At 69.8% G+C, this 19,073-nt stretch carries 17 protein-coding genes, 1 tRNA gene and 2 pseudogenes; 8 read left to right on the top strand and 12 right to left on the bottom strand.

The features are described from left to right. Positions 1–1,441, bottom strand: a 1,441-nt coding sequence (locus BKN37_RS17195; protein ID WP_071028029.1) for an acyl-CoA dehydrogenase family protein, incomplete at its 3' end; no start/stop codon positions are given. 74 nt (positions 1,442–1,515) lie between these two features. Continuing rightward, the gene (locus tag BKN37_RS17190; protein WP_071028027.1) at positions 1,516–2,274 is read right to left on the bottom strand and encodes an SDR family NAD(P)-dependent oxidoreductase; all 759 of its coding nucleotides are present in this window, start codon (positions 2,272–2,274) and stop codon (positions 1,516–1,518) included. Between the two features lie 89 nt (positions 2,275–2,363). Between BKN37_RS17190 and BKN37_RS17185 the strand changes: the two genes are divergently transcribed. From BKN37_RS17185 to BKN37_RS17165, 5 genes are all read left to right on the top strand, one after another. Next, the gene (locus BKN37_RS17185) at positions 2,364–3,896 is read left to right on the top strand and encodes an ATP-dependent DNA ligase (protein WP_071028024.1); all 1,533 of its coding nucleotides are present in this window, start codon (positions 2,364–2,366) and stop codon (positions 3,894–3,896) included. 74 nt (positions 3,897–3,970) lie between these two features. Then, a complete protein-coding gene (locus BKN37_RS17180; protein WP_071028022.1) occupies positions 3,971–6,202 on the top strand; it encodes a carbon starvation CstA family protein in 2,232 nt (743 codons plus the stop codon). Then, the gene (locus BKN37_RS17175; RefSeq protein WP_071028020.1) at positions 6,181–6,363 is read left to right on the top strand and encodes a YbdD/YjiX family protein; all 183 of its coding nucleotides are present in this window, start codon (positions 6,181–6,183) and stop codon (positions 6,361–6,363) included. The genes BKN37_RS17180 and BKN37_RS17175 overlap by 22 nt, the downstream gene beginning before the upstream one ends. 220 nt (positions 6,364–6,583) lie before the next feature. Beyond that, entirely contained in the window at positions 6,584–7,813 is a 1,230-nt protein-coding gene (locus BKN37_RS17170) for an acyl-CoA dehydrogenase family protein (RefSeq protein WP_071028018.1), read from the top strand. Further along, entirely contained in the window at positions 7,813–8,973 is a 1,161-nt protein-coding gene (locus BKN37_RS17165; protein WP_071028017.1) for an acyl-CoA dehydrogenase family protein, read from the top strand. Before BKN37_RS17170 ends, BKN37_RS17165 begins: the two co-directional genes overlap by 1 nt. Here the strand turns inward: BKN37_RS17165 and BKN37_RS17160 are convergent. Together BKN37_RS17160 and BKN37_RS17155 are read right to left on the bottom strand one after the other, a co-directional pair. Next, a complete protein-coding gene (locus BKN37_RS17160; RefSeq protein WP_071028016.1) occupies positions 8,970–9,587 on the bottom strand; it encodes a DUF5134 domain-containing protein in 618 nt (205 codons plus the stop codon). The genes BKN37_RS17165 and BKN37_RS17160 overlap by 4 nt on opposite strands. A 156-nt stretch (positions 9,588–9,743) precedes the next feature. Then, positions 9,744–10,367: a TetR/AcrR family transcriptional regulator gene (locus BKN37_RS17155; RefSeq protein ID WP_071028015.1), complete on the bottom strand. Its 624-nt coding sequence runs from the start codon at positions 10,365–10,367 to the stop codon at positions 9,744–9,746. Positions 10,368–10,479: 112 nt separating this feature from the next. Between BKN37_RS17155 and BKN37_RS17150 the strand changes: the two genes are divergently transcribed. Next, the gene (locus BKN37_RS17150; RefSeq protein WP_071028014.1) at positions 10,480–11,406 is read left to right on the top strand and encodes a metal-dependent hydrolase; all 927 of its coding nucleotides are present in this window, start codon (positions 10,480–10,482) and stop codon (positions 11,404–11,406) included. Continuing rightward, positions 11,399–12,547, top strand: a complete 1,149-nt coding sequence (locus tag BKN37_RS17145; protein WP_071028013.1) for a hypothetical protein — start codon at positions 11,399–11,401, stop codon at positions 12,545–12,547. The genes BKN37_RS17150 and BKN37_RS17145 overlap by 8 nt, the downstream gene beginning before the upstream one ends. 4 nt (positions 12,548–12,551) lie before the next feature. Here the strand turns inward: BKN37_RS17145 and BKN37_RS17140 are convergent, their stop codons facing one another. The 4 genes from BKN37_RS17140 to BKN37_RS17125 all read right to left on the bottom strand — a co-directional run bounded on the left by BKN37_RS17140 (position 12,552) and on the right by BKN37_RS17125 (position 15,089). Beyond that, positions 12,552–13,442 carry a PE-PPE domain-containing protein gene (locus BKN37_RS17140; protein WP_071028010.1) on the bottom strand — a complete coding sequence of 297 codons (891 nt, stop codon included), beginning with the start codon at positions 13,440–13,442 and terminating at the stop codon, positions 12,552–12,554. Continuing rightward, the gene (locus BKN37_RS17135; protein WP_071028008.1) at positions 13,439–13,753 is read right to left on the bottom strand and encodes a hypothetical protein; all 315 of its coding nucleotides are present in this window, start codon (positions 13,751–13,753) and stop codon (positions 13,439–13,441) included. The genes BKN37_RS17140 and BKN37_RS17135 overlap by 4 nt, the downstream gene beginning before the upstream one ends. 257 nt (positions 13,754–14,010) lie before the next feature. Continuing rightward, entirely contained in the window at positions 14,011–14,814 is an 804-nt protein-coding gene (locus tag BKN37_RS17130; protein WP_071028006.1) for a universal stress protein, read from the bottom strand. A 202-nt stretch (positions 14,815–15,016) separates the two neighbouring features. Continuing rightward, positions 15,017–15,089 (bottom strand) — tRNA-Ala (locus BKN37_RS17125). 168 nt (positions 15,090–15,257) lie between these two features. On the opposite strand from BKN37_RS17125, the gene BKN37_RS17120 reads away from it, so the two are divergent. Next, on the top strand, positions 15,258–15,728 hold the full coding sequence (locus BKN37_RS17120; protein ID WP_071028003.1) for an RICIN domain-containing protein: 471 nt from the start codon (positions 15,258–15,260) through the stop codon (positions 15,726–15,728). Between the two features lie 2 nt (positions 15,729–15,730). Here the strand turns inward: BKN37_RS17120 and BKN37_RS28400 are convergent. From BKN37_RS28400 to BKN37_RS17105, 4 genes and pseudogenes are all read right to left on the bottom strand, one after another. Next, positions 15,731–15,799: pseudogene (locus BKN37_RS28400) on the bottom strand (TIGR03089 family protein); the annotation flags it as partial. A 272-nt stretch (positions 15,800–16,071) separates the two neighbouring features. Next, entirely contained in the window at positions 16,072–16,524 is a 453-nt protein-coding gene (locus tag BKN37_RS17115; RefSeq protein ID WP_071028001.1) for a GreA/GreB family elongation factor, read from the bottom strand. 52 nt (positions 16,525–16,576) lie between these two features. Beyond that, positions 16,577–17,833 (bottom strand): NAD(P)/FAD-dependent oxidoreductase, encoded by a 1,257-nt coding sequence (locus tag BKN37_RS17110; protein ID WP_071027999.1) that lies wholly within the window; start codon positions 17,831–17,833, stop codon positions 16,577–16,579. Between the two features lie 59 nt (positions 17,834–17,892). Further along, a pseudogene (locus tag BKN37_RS17105) lies at positions 17,893–18,969 on the bottom strand (PucR family transcriptional regulator); the annotation flags it as partial. Between the last annotated feature and the right edge of the window lie 104 nt (positions 18,970–19,073).

The raw sequence follows: 19,073 nt of genomic DNA, 5'->3' as shown, positions 1-19,073 counted from the left end.
TCGAAGAGGAGTTCACCGCCGCCGCATCCGATCCGGCGTCGGGCTCGGAGAACAGCTGGCACCACACCTCGTCCTGGCGCAGCGCCTTCTCCACGAATCGTTCAATCTGCGAATCGGTTCCGTGCTGGATCAGCGTCAAGATCACCCAGCCGGTGATCGAATAGTCGGGCCGTTTGATGCCGGCGGCGGTGAACTCCTCTTCGATCACCAGCTGCTCGACCGCGGTCGCCGCGCGGCCCCACGGCTTGGGCCAGTGCGGCATGATGTAGCCGGTCTCGATCAGCTTGTCCCGCTGCGCATCCCCGTCCAGCGCGGCGATCTCGGCGGCGTCGGCACGAATCGCGGTGCGCAGCTGCTCGGCCTCCGGTGGCAGGTCCAGGCTGTTGGCCCGGGTGACCCCGGCCGCGGTGGCCTCGAACACGTCCCGGGCGGGGGTGTCGCCGCCGAAGATGGCCCGCACCGACAGCGCGCGGCGCAGGTGCAGGTGTGCGTCGTGCTCCCAGGTGAAGCCGATCCCGCCGTGCACCTGAATGTTGAGTTCGGCGTTGCGCACGTAGGTGGGGAACGCCAGCGCCGCGGCGACGGCCGCGATCAGCCGGAACTGGGCCTCGTCTTCCCCGGCGGCCCGGGCCGCGTCCCACACCGCCGCGGTCGCCGACTCCGCCCCGACCAGCATGTTGGCGCAGTGATGCTTGACCGCCTGGAAGGTGGCGATGGTGCGGCCGAACTGTTGGCGCACCTTGGCGTAGTCGACCGCGGTCTGCACGCAGTCGGCCGCGCCGCCGACCGCCTCGGCGGCCAGCAGCGTCCGCGCCCGAGCCCGCACGGATTCGTAAGCGGCGGGCAGGATGTCGTCGTCGGTGACGGCGACATCGGTCAGCCGCACCCGCCCGGAGCGCCGGGTGGGGTCCAGGTTCTCGGGCACCTCGACCGACACCCCGGCCCGATCCCGGTCCAGCACCAGCACGTCCTCGCCGGTGGTGATCACCAGCAGGTCGGCCAGTCCCGCGCCCAGCACGATGCCGGCGTCGCCGCTGGCCACCCCGTTCTCGACGCGGACCGCACCACCCACACCGACCCCGGCGGTGACGGTGCCGTCGATCAGGCCGGGCAGCAGCCGGGCCTTTTGGTCGGTGGTGCCGTCGGCGGCGATCACCGCCGAGGCGATCACGGTGGGCACAAACGGTCCCGGCGCCACCGCCCGGCCGAGTTCCTCGACCACCACCACCAATTCGGGCAGCCCGTACCCGGAGCCGCCGTGCGCCTCGTCGAGGTGCAGCCCAAGCCAACCGAGCTCGACGAGGTCCGACCAGAACGGTGGCCGGGCCTCGTCGGCGGCGTCCAGCAGCTCACGCGCGGCCCAGCGCGCCTTCTGCGCGGTGAGGAACCCCCGAGCTACCTCTGCGAGTTCGCGATGGTCGTCGGTCAGTGCGATACCCATCAGGGCCTCCTCGTGGATGCGACGGACTCAGCCGAGCCGGTGCACCGAGCGTACTGAAAGGTACGGGGCCCGGTTCACTTGGGCGCGAACCGCTGCCCCGCGTCCAACCGCAGGCACTGCCCGTTGAGCATCGGGTTGTCCACGATGGCCGCGGCCAGCTTGGCGTACTCCTCGGGCCGGCCCAGCCGCTTGGGAAACGCCGCGTCCTTGGTCAGGGCGGTGGCGTATTCGTCGGGGATGCCCTTGGTCAACCCGGTCGCGAACAGGCTCGGCGCGATGGCCAGCACCCGGATGCCCAGCGATCCGAGGTCGCGCGCGGCGGTCAGGCACATCCCGGCGATACCGGCTTTGGCTGCGGTGTAGGCGACCTGACCGATCTGGCCCTCGAAGGCGGCGATCGAGGCGGTGTTGATGATGACGCCGCGCTCCTCGTCCTCGGGCTCGTTCTTGGCCATGTGGGCCGCCGCCAACCGGGTGATGTTGAAGCTGGCGATCAGGTTGAGGTCGATCACCGACCGGAACGCGTCGAGATCGTGGGGTCCGGACTTCGACAACGTCCGCTGGGCGATGCCGCCGCCGGCGGTGGTCACGATCACGTGCAGCCCGCCCAGCCCGTCGACCGCGCTGCCCAGCGTCTCCTCGGTGCCGGCGAAGTCGGTGACGTCGACCGGGTAGAACTCGCCGCCGATGCCGGCCGCGACGTCCTTGCCGTCCGAACCCTCCCGGTCCAGCACCGCGACGCTGGCGCCGCGGGCGGCCAGTAGTTCGGCGGTGGCGCGGCCCATGCCCGAGGCGCCACCGATGACCACCACCTTCTTGCCCTGAATCTCCATCCAAACCTCCTTGTTTGTTTTAGCTATCAATGCAAATTAGCGCGCCTGGTGTGGCCGCTGCGCCCAGGGTGGGCGTGGGAAGCTGAGTTGTGCTTCTGGTCGATGTCGCGGTCACCTCCGGCGAGGTGGCCGCGGCCGACGCCCGCCGGGCGAAGGTCGCGCGCATCGCCGAGCTGCTGATCCGGGCGCGGCCCGATCCCGCGGTGGTGACAATCCTCGTCTCCTGGCTCTCCGGTGACCCGCCGCAACGCCTGGGCGTCGGGTGGGCCACCTTGCGGTCGTTGCCGGCGGCGGGGCCGCGGCCGGTGCTGACCGTCGCCGGCGTCGACGCCGCCTTCACTGAAATCGCAACAGTATCAGGAACGGGATCGCGGGTGCGGCGCACCCAGCTGCTGCACGACCTGTTCACGGCGGCCACCGCGGCCGAACAGACCTTCCTGCGTCGGCTGCTGAGCGGCGAGCTGCGCCAGGGCGCGCTGGGCGGGGTGATGGCCGACGCGGTCGCCGCCGCGGCCGGGGTCCCGGCGGCCGCGGTGCGCCGCGCGGCGATGCTGGGCGGGGATCTGCCGGCGGTGGCCGCCGCGGCACTGACCGGCGGCGCCGACGCGCTGTCCGCGTTCACGCTGCGGGTGGGTCGACCGGTCGGTCCGATGCTGGCCCAGACCGCGACCGGGGTCGTCGAGGCGCTCGAACGCCTCGGCGGCACCGGCGTTTTCGAGGCCAAGCTGGACGGCGCCCGGGTGCAGATCCACCGCCGCGGCGAGGAGGTCACCGTCTACACCCGAAGCCTCGACGACGTCACCGCCCGGCTGCCCGAGGTGGTGGCGGCGGCCCGAGCGTTGCCGGTCACCGCGCTGATCGCCGACGGCGAGGCGATCGCGCTGCGGCCGGATCACCGGCCGCAGCCGTTCCAGGTCACCGCGTCGCGGTTCGGCCGCTCGGTCGACGTCGCGGCCGCCCGCGCCGCCCAGCCGCTGTCGGTGTTCTTCTTCGACGTCCTGCACCGCGACGGCGTCGACCTGCTCGACGCGCCGACGACCGACCGACTGGCCGTCCTCGATGAGATCGTGCCGGCCGCACACCGGGTCGACCGGCTCATCACGGCCGACCCGGCGGCCGCCGCGCAGTTTTTGGCCGCGACGCTGGCCGCCGGCCACGAGGGCGTGATGGCGAAGTCGTTGACCGCGGCGTATCAGGCGGGTCGCCGCGGGGCGGGCTGGTTGAAGGTCAAACCGGTGCACACGCTGGATCTGGTGGTGCTGGCCGTCGAGTGGGGCTCGGGGCGGCGCAGCGGCAAGCTGTCCAACATCCACCTGGGCGCGCGGGATCCGGCCACCGGCGGCTACGTGATGCTGGGCAAGACGTTCAAGGGGATGACCGACGCCATGCTGGACTGGCAGACCGCCCGGTTCTTGCAGCTGGCGGTCGGCCCCACCGACGGCTACGTGGTGCGGCTGCGACCCGAGCAGGTCGTCGAGATCGCCTTCGACGGGGTGCAGCGCTCCGCCCGCTATCCGGGCGGGCTGGCGCTGCGGTTCGCCCGGGTGCTGCGCTACCGCGACGACAAACCCGCCGCCGAGGCCGACACCATCGACGCGGTGCGCGCCCTGTACCCGGGCTGAGCTCTCGGCGGGCGCGCGCACCGCCGTCGTGTAAGGATCACGCCGAGCACAAACTCCAACGTGAGGGGGGAGCCGTGGCGGTATCGACCGCGCCGGAGCGGACCGACGACGGGCACGTCAGCTATATCCGCACCGACGCCGGCCTGCCGCCGGTCGCGATCGTCGACCGCTCCCCGATCACGCCGCGGCACAAGCTGATCTTCGGGATCATCGCCCTGGCCGGTGCGGTGGCGTGGGCGGTCATCGCGTTCGCCCGCGGCGAGACGGTCAACGCCGTCTGGTTCGTGATCGCCGCCGTGTGCACCTACGTGATCGGCTACCGGTTCTATGCGCGGCTGATCGAGCTGAAGATCGTGCGGCCGCGCGACGATCACGCCACCCCGGCCGAAATCTTCGAGAACGGCACCGATTACATGCCGACCGACCGGCGGGTGCTGTTCGGTCACCATTTCGCCGCGATCGCCGGGGCGGGGCCGTTGGTCGGGCCGGTGCTGGCCGCGCAGATGGGTTATCTGCCGGGCACCATCTGGATCATCATCGGGGCGGTGCTGGCCGGCTGCGTGCAGGACTATCTGGTGCTGTGGATTTCGACGCGGCGCCGCGGCCGGTCGCTGGGCCAGCTGGCCCGCGAGGAGCTCGGCGCGGCCGGTGGCGCGGCCGCCACCGTCGGGATCCTGGTCATCATGGTCATCCTGATCGCGGTGCTGGCGCTGGTGGTGGTGCGGGCGCTGGCGCAAAGCCCGTGGGGGGTGTTCTCGATCGCCATGACCATCCCGATCGCGGTGTTCATGGGCTGCTATCTGCGGTTCCTGCGGCCCGGCCGGGTGTCCGAGGTGTCGCTGCTCGGGGTGGCGCTGCTGTTGCTGGCCGTGGTGTCCGGCCGCTGGGTGGCCGAAACATCCTGGGGTGCGGCGTGGTTCAGCCTGTCGCCGCTGACGCTCGGCTGGTGCGTGATCGGCTACGGGTTCGCCGCGTCGGTGCTGCCGGTGTGGCTGTTGCTGGCGCCGCGGGACTACCTGTCGACGTTCATGAAGGTCGGCACCATCGCGCTGCTGGCCGTCGGCGTCCTGGTCGCCCGCCCGGTCATGCAAGCCCCGGCCGTCTCGGCGTTCGCCGGCGGCGGGGACGGTCCGGTGTTTTCCGGGGCGCTGTTTCCGTTCCTGTTCATCACCATCGCCTGCGGTGCGCTGTCCGGGTTTCATGCGCTGATCTCCTCGGGCACCACCCCCAAGCTGCTGGAGAAGGAAAGCCAGATGCGGCTGATCGGCTACGGCGGCATGCTCACCGAATCGTTCGTCGCGGTGATGGCGCTGATCACCGCGTCGCTGGTGGACCAGCATCTGTATTTCACGCTCAACGCGCCGGCCGCGCAGACCGGCGGCACCGCAAGCAGCGCCGCGGCCTATGTCAACGGGCTGGGCCTGGGCGGGGCACCGGTCAGCGCGGAGCAGATCACCCAGGCCGCCGCCGGGGTCGGGGAAACCTCGATCGTGTCGCGCACCGGCGGGGCGCCGACGCTGGCGTTCGGGATGTCGGAGGTGTTGCACCGGGTGTTCGGCGGCGCCGGACTCAAGGCGTTTTGGTACCACTTCGCGATCATGTTCGAGGCGTTGTTCATCTTGACCACCGTCGACGCCGGCACTCGGGTCGCCCGGTTCATGCTGTCCGATGCGCTGAGCAACCTGGGCGGCCCGCTGCGCCGGCTGCGCGACCCGAGTTGGCGTGCGGGCGCCTGGGGCTGCAGCCTGGTGATGGTCGCCGCCTGGGGCGGCATCCTGCTGATGGGGGTGACCGATCCGCTCGGCGGCATCAACACCCTGTTTCCGCTGTTCGGCATCGCCAACCAACTGCTGGCCGCGATCGCGCTGACCGTGGTCACCGTCGTGGTGATCAAGCAGGGAAAGCTGAAGTGGGCGTGGATCCCCGGGCTCCCGCTGCTGGCGGATCTGGCGGTCACCCTGAGCGCGTCGTGGCAGAAGATCTTCTCCGCCGATCCGCGGGTGGGGTACTGGGCTCAGCATTTCCAGTACCGGGCGGCCCAGCGGGCCGGGGCGGCGCACCCCGATCAGCTGGATGCCGTCATCCGCAACACCTTCATCCAGGGCACCCTATCGGCGCTGTTCGCCGCGGTCGTCGTGGTGGTGGTCGCCGCCGGGGTCCTGGTGGCGCTGCGCGCTATCCGCGGCCAGCACACCCCGGCTGCTGAGGAGGAGCCGGTCGCGTCGCGGCGGTTCGCGCCCGCGGGGCTGATCCCGACGACCGCCGAACGGGAGGTGCAGGCGCAATGGGCCGCGCACGCCGGCTAGCCCGCCAGATCGGTTGGTACTGGGGAACGTTGATGGGCGACACGCACTACCGGCGCTACCTGGAGTATCGCCGCCGCGCCCATCCGGGCGAGCCGGTGCTCTCCAAGCGGGACTACTGGCGGCACCGCTACGACGCCGACCCCGGCGCCCGCTGCTGCTGACGACTGAGATCGACGTCCAAATTTCCCAAACGGCTGACGTTCGGGGCTATAGGCCAATCTGGACGTCGATTTCAGCAGACACGCGACCGCGACGCTCCACGAGCGGGCGGCCGAGCACCCAAGACACAGCACGACACAGCCCGTCTGGTAGCTGCCCGCACAGCCCGATCGGCCGGGAGCTACGGTCTTGTTGACACGTGTCGAGAAATGAGGGAATCCGATGGATCTGGAGTGGTCGGCAGCCGAGTATGCGTTCCAAGCCGAGGTGCGCGCCTTCCTCGCCGAGAAGCTCACCCCGGAACTACGGCGGGCGGGTCGCCTGATGACCAGCGTCTACGCCGACCACGAGGCCAGCATGGCCTGGCAGGCGATCTTGCACCAGCGCGGCTGGGCGGCACCGGCCTGGCCGGTGGAATACGGCGGCTGCGACTGGACGGTGGAACAGCACTACATCTTCGACTGGGAGTGCGCCACGGCCGGCGCCCCGGCGTTATCCCCGATGGGGATCAAGATGGTCGCGCACGCCATTATCGCGTACGGGACAACGGCGCAGAAGGAGTTCTTTCTGCCCCGCATCCTGACCGGCGAGGTCTTCTTCTGCCAGGGCTACTCCGAGCCGGAGGCGGGGTCGGATCTGGCGTCGCTGTCGATGTCCGCGGTCCGCGACGGCGATGACCTGGTGTGCACCGGCAGCAAGATCTGGACCACCCACGCCCGCGAGGCCAACTGGATGTTCGCCCTGGTGCGCACGTCGCGGCTGCCAAAGAAGCAGCAGGGCATCACGTTTGTGCTCATCGACATGACGTCGCCGGGCATCGAGATCCGTCCGCTGGTGATGACCTCGGGTGAGGAGATCCAAAACCAGGTGTTCTTCGACGGGGTGCGGGTGCCGGTGGCCAACGTCGTCGGCGACATCGACGACGGCTGGACCGTGGCCAAGTACCTGCTGGAGTTCGAGCGCGGCGGCGGCGCGGCCGCCGCGTTGCAGGTCAGGGCCGAGGAGATCGCCACGGCCGCCGCCGCCCAACCCGGGCCCGGCGGCGGCTCGCTGCTCGATGATGCGACGTTCGCGCGCAAGCTCGCCGACGCACGGATCCGCCACACCGTGCTGGCGGAAATCGAGTGCCGCACGCTGGCCGCGGTGGCGGCGGGCAACAACCCGGGCCCGGCCTCGTCGATGCTGAAAATCCTGGGCACCGAGTTGAGCCAGACGCTGACCGAACTGGCGCTCGAAGCGGCCGGCCCCCGCGGGCGGGCCTACCAACCGCACGCGACCTGCCCGGGCGGGCCGGTGTGCGAATTCGAGCCGCCGCCAGACGGTTACGTCAGCGGTGAGCCCTGGCAGGCGGTGGCCCCGCTGCGTTACTTCAACGACCGGGCCGGCTCGATCTATGCGGGCAGCAACGAAATTCAGCGCAACATTCTCGCCAAGACCGTATTGGGGTTGTGATGGACTACGCTTTGACCGCCGAACAGGAATTGCTCCGGGACGGCCTCGGCAAGTTCCTGGCGACCCGCTACGACCTCGCCGCCAGCCGTGCGGCCGCCCACACCGGCGCCGGCTGGCAGCCGGCCATCTGGCGCGGCTTCGCCGACGAGCTCGGCATCCTGGGCGCCACGCTGCCCGAGGAGGTCGGCGGGATGGGCGGCGGCGCAGTCGAACTCATGATCATCGCCGAGGCGCTGGGCCATGCCCTGGTGGTCGAACCCTACGTGGACACCGTCGTGGTCGCCGGCGGGCTGCTGCGCCGCGCCGGTGGCGGACCGGCCGCGTCGGTGTTACAGCAGGTGGTGGCCGGCAGCGCGATCGTCGCGCTGGCCGCGGCCGAACCGGACTCCGGCGATGACCTGCGACGGGTGACCACCACCGCGGCCCGCGACGGCGACGACTGGGTGCTGTCCGGGTCGAAGATCATGGCGCTTGCCGCGCCGTTGGCCACCCACCTGCTGATCACCGCGCGCACCTCCGGCAACCCGGCCGACACCGACGGGATCTCGCTGTTCTTGGTCGATCTCGACCGCGCCCCCGCCGGCCTGCACATGCACGGCTATCGGACCATCGACGATCGCCGCGCCGCCGACCTGGTGCTGGATGGCCTGCGGCTGCCCGCCGACGCCCTGCTCGGCGCCGCCGGCCAGGCCTGGCCCTCGCTGGAACAGGCCCGCGACGAGGGGGCGGCGGCGGTCGCCGCCGAAGCGGTCGGAGCCATGCGGAAAGTGTTGGCCGACACCGTCGCCTACTGCAAACAGCGCCAGCAGTTCGGCCAGCCGATCGGCAGTTTCCAAGCGCTGCAGCACCGCATGGTGGACATGTACCTCGAACTCGAGCAGGCGGCCGCGTCGTTGTACCTGGTGATCCTCAACCTGGACGACGCCGATCCGTGGTGCCGTGCCTTTGGGGTGTCGGCGGCCAAGGCGACGATCGGCCGGGCGGCCCGCTTCATCGGCCAAAACGCCGTCCAGTTGCACGGCGGGATGGGTATGACCGAGGAGCTGGCCATCGGGCATTACTTCAAACGGCTCACTGCCCTGCAGTACGAATTCGGCAGCACCGACTACCATCTCGCGCGGTTCGCCGAGTTGACGCGCCCCGGCGCCCACCCGCGCTAGAACCTCGGGGCGAGCATGAGGGCAATGCTGGCCGCCATCAGTGCCTGACTGAGCAGCTCCACCCGAGCCACCGGTGCACTGCACGTGGCCGTACTGCGCGCGGCGAAGCACCGGTACACCCACCACACGGTGGCCGCCGCGAAGCCCACCGACGCGATGGTGTTGACGACGGCGATCCACCCCGAGGCGGAGGCGGTGCCCGCCGTCGCCGACATGGCCGTCCCGCTCATCTCCGCGTGGGGATGGTGGGCGGGGTGACCGGTCTGGTCGAGCGGACCTCCGTGCATCACCGCGTACATCCAGGCCATCGCCACCATCATCGCGGCGTAGTAGCCGTTGGTGACCCGGTCGGGGCCACCGCCGCAGCCGCGGCTGCCGGCAACGACGAACCACGCCGCGGCCAGCAGAAAAAAGGCCATCGGCGCGACCACCGGAAGGTGCTCGCCGATGGGCCAGGCCATCACGACCATGGCAACCGCCATGACCAGATGCAGCACGTGATTGACGGCGCTGGGCCAGCGAGACCGGTCCGCGCCCAGGACGTAGAGGTATCCGGCGATGCTGACGCCGAGCAGGACGGTGACGATCCACCGCACCACCAGGTCACCGGTCACAAGGCTGCACATTCACGGCCTGGTCGACACTGCTGACGCACCGACGGTCATCTCCTCGGTCTCGATACCGGACGCGGCTGGGCGCACCGAGGCCGTCGCCGCCGCTAGAACATACCCCGGCGGGGTATGCCGGTCAACGCGACACCCCGCGGACCCTCAGGCCCGCTCGGCGACGTGGGCGCGTTGTGCCGCGATGGCGCCGCCGAGCCAGCGCCGCACAAACCGCCGCAACTCCTCGGGGCTCCGCGCGGGGTCGTTGGGCGCGACAAAGAACGACAGCATGGTGCGCAGGGCGAACTCGACTAGGTCCCGCAGCGCGGCGTCGTCGTAGCCGTAGCGCGGCCAGTCGACGTCGAACCGGGTGATCATCCGCATCCCCAACTCCTGGGCCTCCGGCGAGGCCAGACCGCTGGAGTGGGTGCTCAGGTACGGATCGGACAGCAGGATGCCCAGATGCGGGGTGCGCGCGACGGCGTCCAGGGTGTACAGCACCCCCTCGGTCATGGCGTCGGCGGGATCGTGGATGCCGCGCACCCGCTCGGCGAGTTGGTCGAAGAAGTCGTCGACCGAGGCGATCGCGGCAGCCTCCATCAGCGCGTCGGCGGTCGGGAAATACCGGTACACGGTCTGCCGGATGACGCCCAGCGACTCGGCGACATCGGCGATGCTGATCGCCGACCCGGTGCTGGACAGCAGCTCGACCGCCGCGGCAACGATGCGCCGGGACGCCTCCTCGTCGCTGGCGGGCGGATCCCCACCCCACCCTCGCCTGCGCGCCATCGTTGACGTCCTCCCGCTCGCGTTGACGAATCCGCGACTCCCCTGTAATCATACGACCATACACAGAACGTCTGGTTTGTATGATTACTGGTGAAGTGAGGTTTTGCCGACGATGACGGATCTGCAGATACGCAAGATGCGGTTTGCGTTCGCCGACCACCCCGTTCCGTTTCTGTGGAACGAAACCAACCCGGCGTTTTCGTCGATGGCCAACGCGGTGTCGTTCCTGGCCATCGCCTTCGAGAAGATGATCGGGCACATGATCCCGGAGACCATGCCGTTCATCACCGACCCGGCGGTGGCCGATGAAGCCGACGCGTTCGTGCGCCAGGAGGGCCAGCACGCGATGGCACATCGCCAGCACGCCAAGGGCTTGATCAAAAGCCATCCCGGGCTCAAGGAAACCCTCAACGAGGTGATCGCGGCCTTCGACGATCTGACCGCCAACAAGCCGTTGAAGTACCGGCTGGCCTACACCGCCGACTTGGAGGCGACGTTCACCCCGGTGTTCAAACTCATGTTGGACAACGACGCCACGCTGTTCGCTCCCGGAGACGACCGGGTGGCCTCGTTGTTCTTGTGGCACTTCGTCGAAGAGGTCGAGCACCGCAGCTCGGCGCTGATCATCTACGACGCGGTGGTGGGCGACCCGTGGTATCGGATGCGGGTGGCGCCGTCGATCTTCAAACACGTGCTCGACGTGATCCAGATCGCCTGCGAGGGCTTCAATAAGCATGTGCCGTTGTCCGACCGCAAGATCGACGCGATGAGCATGTTCGCCCGCTACCGGCGCAAACAAGCCCTGTTGCGGCGCTTACCGTTTGGCCGCGCGGTCGATAACGGGCCGATGGATCGCGCGTTCGCGCATCTGTCGCTGCGTGAGCAGCTGGTCGCGATGAAGGGCGTGGTGCGCAGCCAGCTGCCCAACCACAACCCCGCCCACGAGACGCTGCCGGCGCTGGCCGGCGAGTGGTTCGCCCGGTACGACGCCGGCTACGACGTGACCCACTGGTACACCGCGGACACCGTTAATGTCTGAGCACTGCGCGCCCACCTTCGACAAACTCGCGCAGTCGCTGGGGTTTTCCTGCCGGACCGCCGGCGGGCTGATCGAGTTCCGCAACCCGCTGCACTTGGAGAACTGGACGCTGCCGGTGCTGGAGGTCACGGTGATCACCGGCGCGGTGTTGGCTCTGGTGTACGCGATCATCCGGCTGCGCCGGCACGGGGACGCCACCAACCTGGTGTTGTGGTTCGGCGCCATCGCCTATCTGCTCATCATCGAGCCGCCGTTGTATTTTCCGGCCGCGTTCGGTATCGACGGCCAGGTCGACACCATGTTCGCCCACAACGTGTTTACCGTCGACTTCCTGTGGGGCCGGTTGCCGCTCTACATCGTGGCCATCTACCCGATGATGGCCACGGTCGCCTTCGAGATCGTGCGCAGCCTCGGGGTTTTCCGCCGCTACGGCACCGTGATCGGGGCGGTGTGTGTCGGGTTCGTCCACCACGCCTTCTACGAGATCTTCGACCATCTCGGTCCGCAGCTGCGGTGGTGGGAATGGACCACCGACAACCCGCTCAACCAGCCGATGTTCGACTCGGTTCCGCTGCCCAGCGTGGTGGTCTTCGCCGCGCTGTGGCCGATGTCGCTGGCGTTCTGCGTCCAGCTGTTCGTGGGCCGGCACATCGACTCTGGCCGCAGTTTCACCGCCGGCCAACTGGTGTGGCGCACCGTCGTGGTCGGGATCCTGGCCTCGGTCGGCACCGGGATCCTGCCGCTGCCGGCGACCCTGCTGGGCTCGCTGACCGGAAGCAGCACGGTGATCGGTATCGCCTACGCCGCCGAACTCGCCGTGCTGACCGCGGTGGCGGTGCCGGTGCTGGTCAAGCAGTGGCGCGCGCGGCGCGGTCAAACCGACACGGCCCCGCGGTATTCCAACCCGCTGATGCTGGGCTACGCCGCCGGCTATCTGGCCGTGATGGCCGTCTTGTGGATCACCGGGCTGCCGGCGTATTTCCATGCGGTCCATGGGATCACCGCGAACGGCGACCCCACCGGCAGCCTCTGGTATACCATCGCCTGCTTTGCCGTCGCCGGACTGTGTGTCGCGGCGGTGAGGTCCACCAGTCGCGCCGCGACACCGGCCGGAGCCGAGGTGCCCGCGGTCGCGGCGTAGCCGATCACACCGCCGTCGCCGCCGGCGTGGCCGCGGTTCGTGCCGGGGTAGCGGCGGCGATCTGGTTGACCCAGCCGATGGCGTACTGCACCCCGGTCACCCCGGGCTGCACGTAGGTGCTGCCGTAGGACACGTGCGGGGCGGTGCCGGACGCGAAAAACGTCAGCGCGGCCAGCGCCGCCTGAACCGCGGCTTGCCTGGCGGCCGGGTCGGTGGGCAGCTGCTCGATGTCGCTGATGAGTCCGCGTGATGCGGTGATCTCGCTGTTCACGAATGTTGCGAAGTCCGCGATTTGGAAGTTCACCGCGATCTGGTAGACGTCGGTCATGTCCTTGCCCTCTTGGCCGGGCGGGGCCGCGGTGTAGATGTCGCCGGGATTGGCGATGTCCACCCAGCCCGGCGGGACTTGCGCCGCAGTCAGATTGACCGGCGCGATGCCGTGCCCGCCCGGATCGTTTAGCCCCGGCCCGGTGTGTCCGGCCATGCGCATCGGGTTGCCGAACGTGTAGCCGCCGACCAGGTTTGACCGGTAGGCGGTGAGGCTGCCGGTCATCAGCTCGGCCAGCAGCTGCGACACCACCGCGGCGCCTTGCGAATAGCCGCCGAGGATGAACGTCTGCAATGGGTGCGCCTTGATCCAGGCGATGCCGTTGTTCACCGCGATCTGCACCGACTGGAGGTAGCTGGGCGCGTTGGGCGCATCGGGCGGAATGGGCCCGAAGGCGTAGGGCCCGGGGATCGGCACCTCGTAGACCAGGTCCGGGTCGGCGCCGGCAACCACGTCGGACGGGAAGCCGGTGCCCGGGGCGGCCCAGGTGCCGGCCCCGGTCAGCACCGCATGCCGCACCAGCCGGACGCCGGCGATGTTGGCGGCGACGTCACCGAACGTGGTCATTTGAACGCACCCTGCTTGACCAGCCACTCCCCCAACGCGATCAGCACGTCACCGGCGTCACGTTTGACCCCGTCGCTGAAGACGTGCGTCCAGGCGATCTGCTCGGCGGTCGTGACAATCTGGTCGAAGGCGTCGTAGGTGCCCGGGTACTGCTTACCGTTGTGGGTGCTGTTCCACGGGCCGCGATTCGGGTCATTGACGATGTCGCCGATGTTGCGGTCATGCCGGGCCAGCACGAGCCGCCACCACTCCGGGTCGCCGTTGACGTTGGTGCCGGCGATGTCGTTTTGAACCTGTTGTGCGTCAGCCATGATCGCGCTCCTATCGTCGGGAGCGTTGACGCTGCGTCGGCGGCGCTCTCTGCTCGCGCTTTTGCGCCGTGGCCACCGAGTCAACGCCCATAATCCATGGTATGCCCGATTTGCGGATCACGCCGGTCCCAAAACTGTTACAGCTCTGGGCACATGGGCGTTGCATTGCACGTGGCCCCCGCGTTGACTCTGCGCTCACGGCGTGGTCCACTCGCACTTTCGCGCCGTAGGCGCAGAGTCAGCGTGCCGGGGAAAACCTACAACCGACTGCCCGGCACGCTGAGCAGCGAGCAGTCGACCAGATCCGGCCTCACCACGTCGCACTGGTGACCGCGGGGGCCAGACACGAAAAGCTGGACGGACTCCGGGTGGGCGGCCAGATACCGGCACACACTGCCGTTCACGACGACGGTCTCCACCGGCACCTCGGGATACCGCCGGACCCACGGCGCAATCCGACGATTCAAATGTGCATGCATCAGCCGACTCGTGTCGGCGTTTGCGCGTGGTTCCGCGCGCCGGCACGAGACGATCCGCAATGGCGCCCCGCGCAATCGCGCTTCCTCGAAGGCGTGCCGCAGCACGACACCGTTGTCGACCTCCGCCACGATGCCGGCGTTCGGTGTCCGCGTCCGGTGCGCGGCTTGATCGATCACCGCCACCGGGCAACAGGCCAAGTCGACCAGGGCGGCTGCCACCGAACCCAGACCACGGCAGGCGTGCTTGACCCCGATGGACCCGACACAGACCATCGACGCCCACCGCGATTCCTCGGCCAGCTTGGTGACCGGGTGGCCCGTCACCACGTCGGTGTCCACCTTGAGCTGTGCCCCGCTGGCCTCGACGGCCCGCAGTGCCTCGTGCAGCGCCGCCCGCGCGACACCGAAGGTACTGTGGTCGGCTTCGGCGCCGCCCAGGTCACGGGGATCGATCACGTACACCAATCGCAGCGGGATGTCCCGGCTCACCGCCTCGTCGATGGCCCACACGGCCGCGTGTACCGCCGCCTTGGATCCGTCGATGCCGACCACGACGGAAGGTCCGAAATAAACGTCGCCCATGATCGACCCCTGATAACTCGGCGAACCATTAATTCGCTGAGCTTGACGTTAAGCGGGAGAACCGCCGCTCCCCAGAGACATTGGTCCACACCCGGTCGGCATTGGTCCTCAATCCAGAGCAAGCCGACGGGGTGCGCCTGACCCAGACCGGCCATCGCGGTTATCGCTGCTCGGATCGCGCCATAACCGCAGGTCAAAACGGTGGAGCTAAGGGGACTCGAACCCCTGACCCCCACACTGCCAGTGTGGTGCGCTACCAGCTGCGCCATAGCCCCGAGAAGTCGTGCCCATCGAAATTACACCACCGCCATCCCGCGTTCAAAACCGCTGGTCACACCAGGCTCGGACGCGTCGCCAACGGCGCATGACCGCCACCGGCGAACGTGAAGTGGTTGTGCCGCAAACGGGACGGGTCGATGATCTCCTCAGAGGAGGGAGCTGACATGCACAAACCGCGTTTGCTAGCCGCCTTCGCCGTGGGTGCCGCGGTGTTCGCGTTGCTCAGCGCCGGGGCCGCCAGCGCCGCCGACCCGGTCCAGTTGCGCAGCCACCTGGGCAATTGGTGCCTCGACGGCCCGAACGGGAGCAACGCCGCCACGGTGGTCAACCCCTGCACCGGGGCGAAGTCCCAGCTGTGGGCGTTCAACCCGGCCGGTCAGATCGAGAGCGTGGGCTTTCCCGGGCAGTGCCTGAGCATCAGCAACGCCGCGGATAACACCCCGGTGACCCTGGCGTCGTGTCAGACCAGCAGCGACAACCAGCGCTGGAATCACGAGGCCAACGGCAAGATCACCAGCCCGCTCGGCCCCTGCCTCAACGTGTTCGGCGGGGTCGCGCAGCCGGGGACCGCGGTGATCGCCTATCACGGCATCCCCGATGTGGCCGACGAGGAGTGGGACAGCGTCCCCAGCTAGGCGTCTATCCGTTCACCGCTGGCGTCGCCGTAGTTGGTGATGCGCGGGCCGACGGGATCGGCGCGCAGCATCGGATCGAGCACCGCGGCGCTGACATTGGTCACGCCGCCAGGTTAGTCCGAGGGTTACGTCGACCCGGGCCGTCGAGTCTGCGGCCAGGGCATCGAGTCTGCGGCCAGGGCATCCAGTCTGCGCTGAGGACGCCGAGTCTGCGGTGAGGCCGTGTTTTCGCGCCGATACCGGGCGTGAGCGCAGGGTCGAAGCCCTGGGCGCAGACTCGGTGCCGTCACCGCAGACTCGATGCCCACAGCGCAGACTCGATGCCCTAACGCTGCACCGCCGATCAGGAACGGTGACCGCTGGTGTGCCTCCCGTAGGGCACCGCATCCAGCAGCGTGACCGAGACCGTCGCCCCGCTAGGCACCCGGTAGCTGCGCTGCTCACCGCGACCGGCGCCGATGATCGCGGTCCCCAACGGGGACTGGGTGGAGTAGACCTCCAGATCGGCATGCTCGACGCCGCGGGCCCCCAGCAGGAAGGTCTCGGTCTCCCCGGTGGCGTCGTAGCGGACGGTGAGCACCATGCCCGGTTCGGCGACACCGTCATCGGGCGGATCCTCGCCGACGACGGCGTCGTTGAGCAGATCGTGGATCTGGTGAATCCGGGCCTGCCGGGCCTGGCGTTCGTCGAGATCCACCGCCTCGTCCTCGACGTGCGGCTCTGCGAGCGCCGCCAGCTCGGCCTGCAGCCGGTCGCGGGTCTGCGGCGTGATCCACACGCGTTCCGAACTGGTCATGAGACATCTCCTTTACGGGGCTACAGAGCAGGTATTGGCCGAAGCGGGGGGCTTAGCGCAGCGGGTCGAGCGCCTGCAGGGCGGCGGGCTGTTTGCCGGTGGTGATCAGCTCGGCGAGCATCCGCCCAGTCGCCGGGCCGTGGGTCATCCCCCACATGCCGTGCCCGCCGGCGACGTACACGCCCGGGGCGGCCACCTCACCCACCAGCGGACGGCCGTCCGGGGTGACCGGGCGCGGCCCCACCCAGACCTCGTCGCGGTCGGCCCAGCGCACACCCTGCAGCAGCGGCCGCGCGGCGGCCATGATGGCGTCGGCCCGACCCGGCGAGGCCGGGGCGTCGGGAGACCGGAACTCCATGGTGCCGGCCACCCGCAGTTTCCCGTTCAACGGCGTGCAGGCCACCTTGGCGGTGGGCAAATAGATCGGGCACGGCACCGGACCGTCCACCGGGACGGTGAACGAGTAACCGCGCCCGGCCTGCACCGGCACCCGGATCCAGCGGCCGGCCAGCCGGGACAACCAGGCTCCGGTGGCGAGCACCGCCACCGGAGCCGTCAACGACTCCCCGCCGCGGCAAGAAACCGTGATCCCCCGCGGGCCGGGCTGCACGTCGGTGACCTCCCCGATCGCCAGCTCGGCGCCGCGTTGCATCACAGCGGCGCCCAGGGCGGTCACGAAACGCCCGGGATCCAAAAAGCGCTGCCCGTTGATCCGGACGCCGGCGGCCACCGCGCTCGACGCCAACGGCACCTGTTCGCGCAGCGCCGCCCCGGTCAACTCGGTGGTCGAGACCGACCCCCCGGCGTCGGAGAACCGGCGTAGCTCATCGAGCAGGTGTTGGGCGTGCTGGGAGCCGCGGAACACCGCGGTGATCGGCGCGTCGGTGACCGGGGCGTCCACCCCGTTGGCGACCAGCACGTCGTAGGCCTCGATGCACTCGGCGTTCAGCGGCAGGTTGGCCCGCACCGCGCGACGCCACGCCGACCGCCGGGAATTGGCCGCGAACCGCGCCAAGAAACGCCACACCGCCACGTCGGCGGTCAGTGGAATGCGCAGCGGCGCAGCCGAGCTCAGCAGCGACCGCAGACCGAACCGGACGGTGCCGGCCTCGTTGAGCGGGATCGCCAGCGCCGGCGCGATCCAGCCGGCGTTGCCCCAGGACGAGCCCGCCGCCACGCCGGTGCGATCGACCACGGTGACCTGCACGCCGCGTTCCTGCAGAAACCAGGCCGTTGAGAGGCCCACGATGCCGGCGCCCACCACGATCGCCGACCGCGGCGGACCGTCGATGTGATTGACGCTAACCATGACTCCATGGTCGTGGCGGGAGCCGGTCCGCCGTTTGCCCGGATCCGACAACGACGGACTCAGGGTTTGTCGATATCCGACATACCGTCGGTGGAGGCCAGTTCGATCATCATCGCGAACCGCTTGCGCGCGTCGTCGAGGCCCAGGTTGGTCACCTCGGCCATCCGGCGCAGCCGGTAGCGCACGGTGTTCTCGTGCACGCCCAGCCGCTCCCCGGCCCGGGCCAGGTCGCCCTGCGCGGCCAGCCAGGCCCGCAGGGTGGCCACGTACTGGGTGGCGTGTTCGGCGTCGTGGCGGCGCAACGCGGCGACCGGTCCCCGCGCCGGCACCCGCCCGGACCGCGCCGCCCTCCGCAGCCGCTGCAGCAGGATTTCATCCCAGGACTCGTCGTAGACCGGCGCCGCACCATCGGGTGGGCTCGCCTCGTGCAGCGCCAGGCACTCGTCGGCCTCCCGGCGCGCCGCCGCCAGTTCCTCGGCCGAGGCGACCGCGCTGATCCCGGCGCGCACCGTGGCCCCGTTCGGCAACGCCGCCTGCAACCCGGACAGCCAGCGGCGCGCCTGCCCGGCGTCTTCGGCCGGCAGCAGCGTGTAGACGGTGTTGGCGGCCAGCGCGCTGCGCCCCGGCCGCGACCAGCCGAACCCGGTGGTGACACTTTCGAACGCCAGCAGCAGCGCGGCGTGTGACTCGGCCGCGATCTGGGCGTGGACGGCGATCACCCGCAGCGGCGCCCGCGGCAAGCCCAGCCTGCCGGCCAGCGTGGTGGCGTCGGCGGTGCCGTCCAGCAGCCGGATCACCCATTCCGACTCGACCTGGCGTTCCAGATCCGCGCTCGCCCGGGACCGCAACACATGCAGGGTGACGGTGCGGGCGCCGTCGGTCAGCGCCGACAACGAGGCCCCGGTCAACGGCGCCGGGCAGGCCACCCACACCGCGCCGAGCAGCTCGCGACCGGCCCGCACCGCCACCACCATCCGGCCGGTCAACCCATGCTCGTCGTCGGCGGCGACGAACAGCGGTTCGTCCGAGGCGGCCAAATGCGTGAAGACACCGCGTTTTTCGAACAGGGCCCGCAGCGGCTCGGCGGTCTGCCGGTTCAAGATGGTGGCGGCCCGGGCCGGGTCAGCGCGGTGCTGGCTCCCCGGCTGAGGCCGCCGCCGGCACAGGGTGGCGGTGTGTGGGCGCGCGCGGCGGGCGGCGGGGGGGGGGGGGGGGGGCGGGGTGGGGGGGGGGGGGGGGG

The sequence above is a fragment of the Mycobacterium talmoniae genome, from assembly GCF_001854525.1.
Lineage (GTDB): Bacteria > Actinomycetota > Actinomycetes > Mycobacteriales > Mycobacteriaceae > Mycobacterium > Mycobacterium talmoniae.
The sequence above is the reverse complement of the archived record's forward strand: the minus strand, read 5'-3'. Positions and strand labels throughout refer to the sequence as shown.

Excerpts from the sequence above, each read along its gene's own strand:
- BKN37_RS17190 (WP_071028027.1), bottom strand. The coding sequence starts at position 2,274 with ATGGAGATTCAGGGCAAGAAGGTGGTGGTCATCGGTGGCGCCTCGGGC.
- BKN37_RS17175 (WP_071028020.1), top strand. The coding sequence starts at position 6,181 with ATGGGCCGCGCACGCCGGCTAGCCCGCCAGATCGGTTGGTACTGGGGA.
- BKN37_RS17170 (WP_071028018.1), top strand. The coding sequence starts at position 6,584 with ATGGATCTGGAGTGGTCGGCAGCCGAGTATGCGTTCCAAGCCGAGGTG.
- BKN37_RS17165 (WP_071028017.1), top strand. The coding sequence starts at position 7,813 with ATGGACTACGCTTTGACCGCCGAACAGGAATTGCTCCGGGACGGCCTC.
- BKN37_RS17155 (WP_071028015.1), bottom strand. The coding sequence starts at position 10,367 with ATGGCGCGCAGGCGAGGGTGGGGTGGGGATCCGCCCGCCAGCGACGAG.
- BKN37_RS17150 (WP_071028014.1), top strand. The coding sequence starts at position 10,480 with ATGACGGATCTGCAGATACGCAAGATGCGGTTTGCGTTCGCCGACCAC.
- BKN37_RS17145 (WP_071028013.1), top strand. The coding sequence starts at position 11,399 with ATGTCTGAGCACTGCGCGCCCACCTTCGACAAACTCGCGCAGTCGCTG.
- BKN37_RS17140 (WP_071028010.1), bottom strand. The coding sequence starts at position 13,442 with ATGACCACGTTCGGTGACGTCGCCGCCAACATCGCCGGCGTCCGGCTG.
- BKN37_RS17135 (WP_071028008.1), bottom strand. The coding sequence starts at position 13,753 with ATGGCTGACGCACAACAGGTTCAAAACGACATCGCCGGCACCAACGTC.
- BKN37_RS17130 (WP_071028006.1), bottom strand. The coding sequence starts at position 14,814 with ATGGGCGACGTTTATTTCGGACCTTCCGTCGTGGTCGGCATCGACGGA.
- BKN37_RS17120 (WP_071028003.1), top strand. The coding sequence starts at position 15,258 with ATGCACAAACCGCGTTTGCTAGCCGCCTTCGCCGTGGGTGCCGCGGTG.
- BKN37_RS17115 (WP_071028001.1), bottom strand. The coding sequence starts at position 16,524 with ATGACCAGTTCGGAACGCGTGTGGATCACGCCGCAGACCCGCGACCGG.
- BKN37_RS17110 (WP_071027999.1), bottom strand. The coding sequence starts at position 17,833 with ATGGTTAGCGTCAATCACATCGACGGTCCGCCGCGGTCGGCGATCGTG.